Source organism: Pedococcus sp. 2YAF34 (assembly GCF_052114585.1).
GTDB lineage: Bacteria > Actinomycetota > Actinomycetes > Actinomycetales > Dermatophilaceae > Pedococcus.
Map to the genome: position 1 here is coordinate 1 of NZ_JBFRFA010000141.1, position 387 is coordinate 387.

The 387-nt window shown below is 69.3% G+C and carries 1 protein-coding gene; it reads right to left on the reverse strand.

The window, feature by feature from the left end; all coding sequences use genetic code 11:
- Nucleotides 1-342 (reverse strand): nitroreductase family protein (locus tag AB4Z02_RS19275; RefSeq protein ID WP_441972989.1); only part of this gene is annotated, 342 nt, incomplete at its 3' end.
- Nucleotides 343-387: the final 45 nt, after the last annotated feature.

The following is a 387-nucleotide window of genomic DNA, read 5'->3' on the forward strand; positions in this document are numbered from 1 at the left end:
GTCGTACGTGGCCCACGGGCGCTCCTTGCCGTTCTCATCGATGGTCTCGGCGAGAGCGACGATGAGCACGCCGGCCGATCCGGCCCAGGCCTGGTTGAAGCCCATGAGGTTGGCGGTCACGGCGTCGAACGCCTCGGTGCCGCGGCGGGCGACGATGAAGCGCCAGGGCTGCGAGTTGTTGGCCGACGGGGACCAGCGCGCGGCCTCGAGGGCTGCGGTCAGCTTCAGTTCGTCGACGGGAGCGGTCGCGTCGTAGGAGCGGGGGCTCCAGCGGTCCGCCAGCACACCCAGGAGGGGCGCGCTCGTGTCAGCCGTGCGGGTGGGGAGTTCTGCGATGGACAATGTGTCTCCTGTGATCTTCGACGGGGGATGGCGCCATTGCCGAAT